The 4,274-nt window shown below is 52.5% G+C and carries 4 protein-coding genes and 1 pseudogene; 3 read left to right on the top strand and 2 right to left on the bottom strand.

The features are described 5' to 3' along the window. A partial coding sequence (locus CPT76_RS13480) for a helix-turn-helix transcriptional regulator (RefSeq protein WP_146116312.1) occupies positions 1-480 on the top strand: 480 nt, incomplete at its 5' end. A 56-nt stretch (positions 481-536) separates the two neighbouring features. Here CPT76_RS13480 and CPT76_RS13485 read toward each other — a convergent pair. Then, positions 537-1,109: a restriction endonuclease gene (locus CPT76_RS13485; protein WP_258168390.1), complete on the bottom strand. Its 573-nt coding sequence runs from the start codon at positions 1,107-1,109 to the stop codon at positions 537-539. Positions 1,110-1,293: 184 nt separating this feature from the next. Beyond that, positions 1,294-2,142, bottom strand: a pseudogene (gene rpoD / locus CPT76_RS13490) (RNA polymerase sigma factor RpoD); the annotation flags it as partial. A gap of 45 nt (positions 2,143-2,187) precedes the next feature. On the opposite strand from rpoD, the gene CPT76_RS13495 reads away from it, so the two are divergent. Together CPT76_RS13495 and CPT76_RS13500 are read left to right on the top strand one after the other, a co-directional pair. Then, complete coding sequence (locus CPT76_RS13495) at positions 2,188-3,132, top strand: sensor histidine kinase (RefSeq protein ID WP_258168391.1); 945 nt, start codon at positions 2,188-2,190, stop codon at positions 3,130-3,132. 11 nt (positions 3,133-3,143) lie between these two features. Next, on the top strand, positions 3,144-4,274 hold a 1,131-nt coding region (locus tag CPT76_RS13500; protein WP_105443283.1), incomplete at its 3' end, for a response regulator.

The following is a 4,274-nucleotide window of genomic DNA, read 5'->3' on the forward strand; positions in this document are numbered from 1 at the left end:
CGGGAAATCCAAGCCCATAAGCTCTATTCCGGGAGCACCAACGATCAATTGTTTCAGCAGTCGCTCCAATCGATTGAGGATATGGAGCAGTATATCGCCTATCTGGTAGATACTGCTCTGGCGTACCGGACGTTTGCGGAAAAGCCCAACTCGGTCGTGGAGGAAATCAAGCTGTATATCAGCAAGCATATCGGGGAAGATTTGACGCGGAACAGCCTTGCCGAAACCGTCTATCTCAATCCGGATTATTTGGCGCGTTTGTTTAAAAAGGAAACGGGTGTGCCATTAGGCAATTACATTATCGAGACCCGAATTCAGATGGCAAAGCATTGGCTCGCCACATCACAAATGCCTGTTCATATGATCGCCGGAAAGGTTGGCTATGCCAACGATTCGTACTTTTCCAGGCTGTTCAAGCAGGAATGCGGCTTGACTCCTTACGAATTTAGGCACAAGCAGCAAAAAGACCGCCTGGGGTAGGCGGTCTTATCAACAGCATGCACTCGGTGTTTCTTCAGTCAGATCAAGGGCAACGGTCAAGTCGCCGGGCTGAACTCCGTCAGTTCTTCTTCCTGGGCTTCTTCGCTTCCCACCCACAGGTCCACCAGCCTGTCTCCATTGTACAGCTCGATGTTCAGCTCATCGGCATACTGGTACGCACCCGCCGTGAATTCCCCGGTCGTTGCTACATACCCGCCGACGGCACCGCGCTTCACCATCTGGGAATGGACCACGGCAATGGGGCCGTAATCCACCGGATTCCGGTCGTCAGCACAAACGGCAAGCCCCAGGTACAAGCCATGGTCGGTGTGCTCCTCGATGTCGATTCCGTAATTGCGTGATGCCCGGGTGACATAGGTCCGTCCTCCCCTTACCGCTTCCATCATTTCGGCGACAAACGCCTCGAACTCCAGGGACCCTTCGTCCTTGTCTTCACCCTGTTCCTTTTTATATCGATGATATAAGCCGATTTTTAGCGTTTCTTTCATCTCTTCATGGGTGGTCAGCGTATCGATCGCACTGGATCGGTAATGCATCAACATCCCTTTCTGCCGGAGATAGAGCAGCAGCCAGCAGACATTGGTCACGATTAATATACTGATGATCACAATCTTCCAACCTCCTTCTATGAAAATCAGTGTAACCAGCGCCGGTCGTTTTCAGACCTTCAAGCCACGGCCAACGAGAAAAGCTGCCTGCAGTTAGACCTGCAGACAGCTTTCAAATGAATAGGATGACATATGAAATGGTTAATGAATTCCAAATCGAATGAATTCGCTTAGACTCTATCGTTTAATCAATATAATCCTTCAATCGTTTGCTCCGGCTGGGGTGTCTCAGCTTCCGCAGCGCTTTCGCCTCAATTTGGCGGATACGCTCACGGGTTACGCCGAATACCTTGCCGACCTCTTCCAGCGTGCGCGTGCGGCCGTCTTCGAGGCCAAAGCGCAGACGGAGAACGTTCTCTTCCCGCTCTGTCAGCGTGTCGAGGACATCGCCCAGCTGCTCCTTCAGGAAGGTGAACGCCGCAGAGTCAACCGGTGCCAGGGCGTCATGATCCTCAATAAAGTCACCCAGCTTGGAATCATGCTCGTCCCCGATCGGTGTTTCGAGCGAAACCGGATCCTGCGAAATTTTCATAATTTCACGGACCTTCTCTACGCTGAGCTCCATCGCCGCAGCGATTTCTTCCACTTCGGGTTCGCGTCCAAGCTCCTGTACCAGCTGCCGCGATATACGTGCCAGCTTGTTAATCGTTTCGATCATATGGACCGGAATCCGGATCGTTCTTCCCTGATCGGCTATGGCCCGCGTAATCGCCTGTCTGATCCACCATGTGGCATAGGTGCTGAACTTAAAGCCTTTCGTGTAATCGAATTTATCTACGGCTTTGATGAGCCCCATGTTGCCTTCCTGGATCAGATCCAACAGCTGCATGCCGCGGCCCGCATATCTCCGGGCAATGCTGACAACCAGTCGCAGGTTCGCCTCGACCATGATTTTCTTGGCTTCCTCGTCCCCTTCGGCGACGCGCTTGGCCAGTTTGATTTCTTCTTCCGTGCTCAGCAGGCCGACACGGCCAATTCCCTTCAAGTACATACGCACAGAATCATCATTCTTCATGCCCGTCGGCAGCAGCTCGACGTCAGCGTAGGGCTGATCTTGCTCCTGTTGATTCGACTCGGCTTGATTTCTCATCACTTCATCGCGTTCACGTTCTTCCATCATCCTGTAGCCCAGCTGGTCATCATTCTGCTGGCGCTGATGATCGCGATCGTCCTCTGCATCGTCATGCTCTATTTCAACAAACGGGTGCTGCGGCCGATCCAAAGCTTCTCGGATACGCTCGCCCGGTGGAACGAGGAGAGCGCCGCATTGGATTTTAAAAACAGCAAGATTATCGAACTGGAGCAGGCCAGCCAGCAGTTTAAGCATCTGATCGGGCAAATCCGCAGGTTCAAGATCGATATGTATGAGCAGGAGCTGGAAAAGCAGCGGATCCAGCTGGATTACATGAAGCTGCAGATCAACCCGCACTTTTTTCTCAACTGTCTGACGAGCATGTACAGCATGGCCCAAATGCAAATGTATGGCGAAATCGAGCGAATGGCCATGTCGACGACCCAATACTTTCGCTACATCTTTCAGAACGGGCACAACTTCGTGCGGCTGCAGGATGAAATTGAGCATGTCCGCATTTATCTCGACATCCAGCGTCACCGCTACAGGAACGCCTTCGCCTATCATATTTCCCAAGATGCAGAAACCGGAGATATCCGCATTCCCCCGCTCGTGCTGCAGACCTTCATTGAAAATGCCGTAAAATATGCCGTATCACGCGTCACCGAGGCGAACATTACGTTATCGGTCAGCAGGGTAATGCCGGATGATCTTGCCAAAATCACGATTTCGGATTCGGGACCGGGCTTTCCTCCGGACATTTTAGAACAGCTCATGCATGGTGGGCCGCTGAACGCGGAGAACGGCAACCGGATCGGTATAATGAACACGATACAGCGCCTTGAGCTGCTCTACAAGGGTCAAGCGAGCGTCTCCTTTTCTAACCGCGAGGGAGGCGGAGCGGAAGTAACCATGACCATCCCCGTATCGCCGCCGGAAGCCATTGATTAAGGAGGAATCGCATGAACGTTTTACTGGTGGATGACGATTATTTTGTCGTAGCGGCGCTCGAAAGCAAAATCGACTGGCAAGCACTATCCATTGAGCAAATTTACACGGCTTATAACGTTTCCCAGGCGAAGGAAATTTTGCAGCAGCACGCCGTAGACATTCTCATATGCGATATTGAAATGCCGCAAGGCAGCGGCCTGGAGCTGCTGGCCTGGATCCGGGAGGAGCGCTACCGGGTGCAGGCGATATTCCTGACGAATTACGCGGACTTTAACTACGCCCAGAAAGCGATCGAACTGCAGAGCTTCGATTATTTCCTCAAACCGATCGAGTTTGACAAATTAGCCCTGATTATCCGCAAGGCGGCAATCAAAGCGAGCGAGGAACGTTCGATTGAGGAGGCTGCGCGCGAGGGGCTGCTGTGGAAAAAAAACCAGAACCGCCTGCTGGAGCTGTTCTGGCGCAAGCTGATCACGGGCAAAAGCTTTCCCTCGGAACCCCGGGCCATTCAGCGTGTTATGGAAGAACAGCACTTGCCTTATCAGCTGTCCGACCGGTTTACTCCCCTGATCATCAAGGTGTTTCCTCATGACGGGAGTCTTGGCAAAAACGACAAGGACCTGTTTGATTACGCCCTGCTCAACGTGCTGAACGAGCTGCTGAGGAGTCCCTTGTACAAGGTCGAAACGGTGCTGGAATACACCGAGAACCACTGGATTGTCATTTTACAATGGAGCGCCGAACCTTCTACCGGTCAGATTGAAGACACATGCGCCTCCCTCATCCCCAAAGCCAACCGGTTCCTGAAGTGCGACGTATACTGTCATTTGGGACTTACTGAGAGCTTGGCGGCGGTGCATCCCATGATCCGGCAGCTGATTCATCTCAATGAAGAAATGATCAACATCCGTAATCAAGTCTTCCGTATCGATCAACGGTCGGTGGACGAAGCGGCTTATATCCCGCCCGACCTGGAGCTGCTGGAAAGACTGCTGAGTGATGGTGACACTTCCGCATTTTGTGCGGAGATAAGCCGGTATCTGCATGAATTGACCGGGCGGCAGGCGCTGAATGTGTCCGCACTGCGGCAGTTCCGGCTTGATTTGATGCAGATGATTTACTCTTTCCTGAAGCAGCGGGAA

This window comes from Paenibacillus sp. AR247 (genome assembly GCF_002968895.1).
Lineage (GTDB): Bacteria > Bacillota > Bacilli > Paenibacillales > Paenibacillaceae > Paenibacillus_AQ > Paenibacillus_AQ favisporus.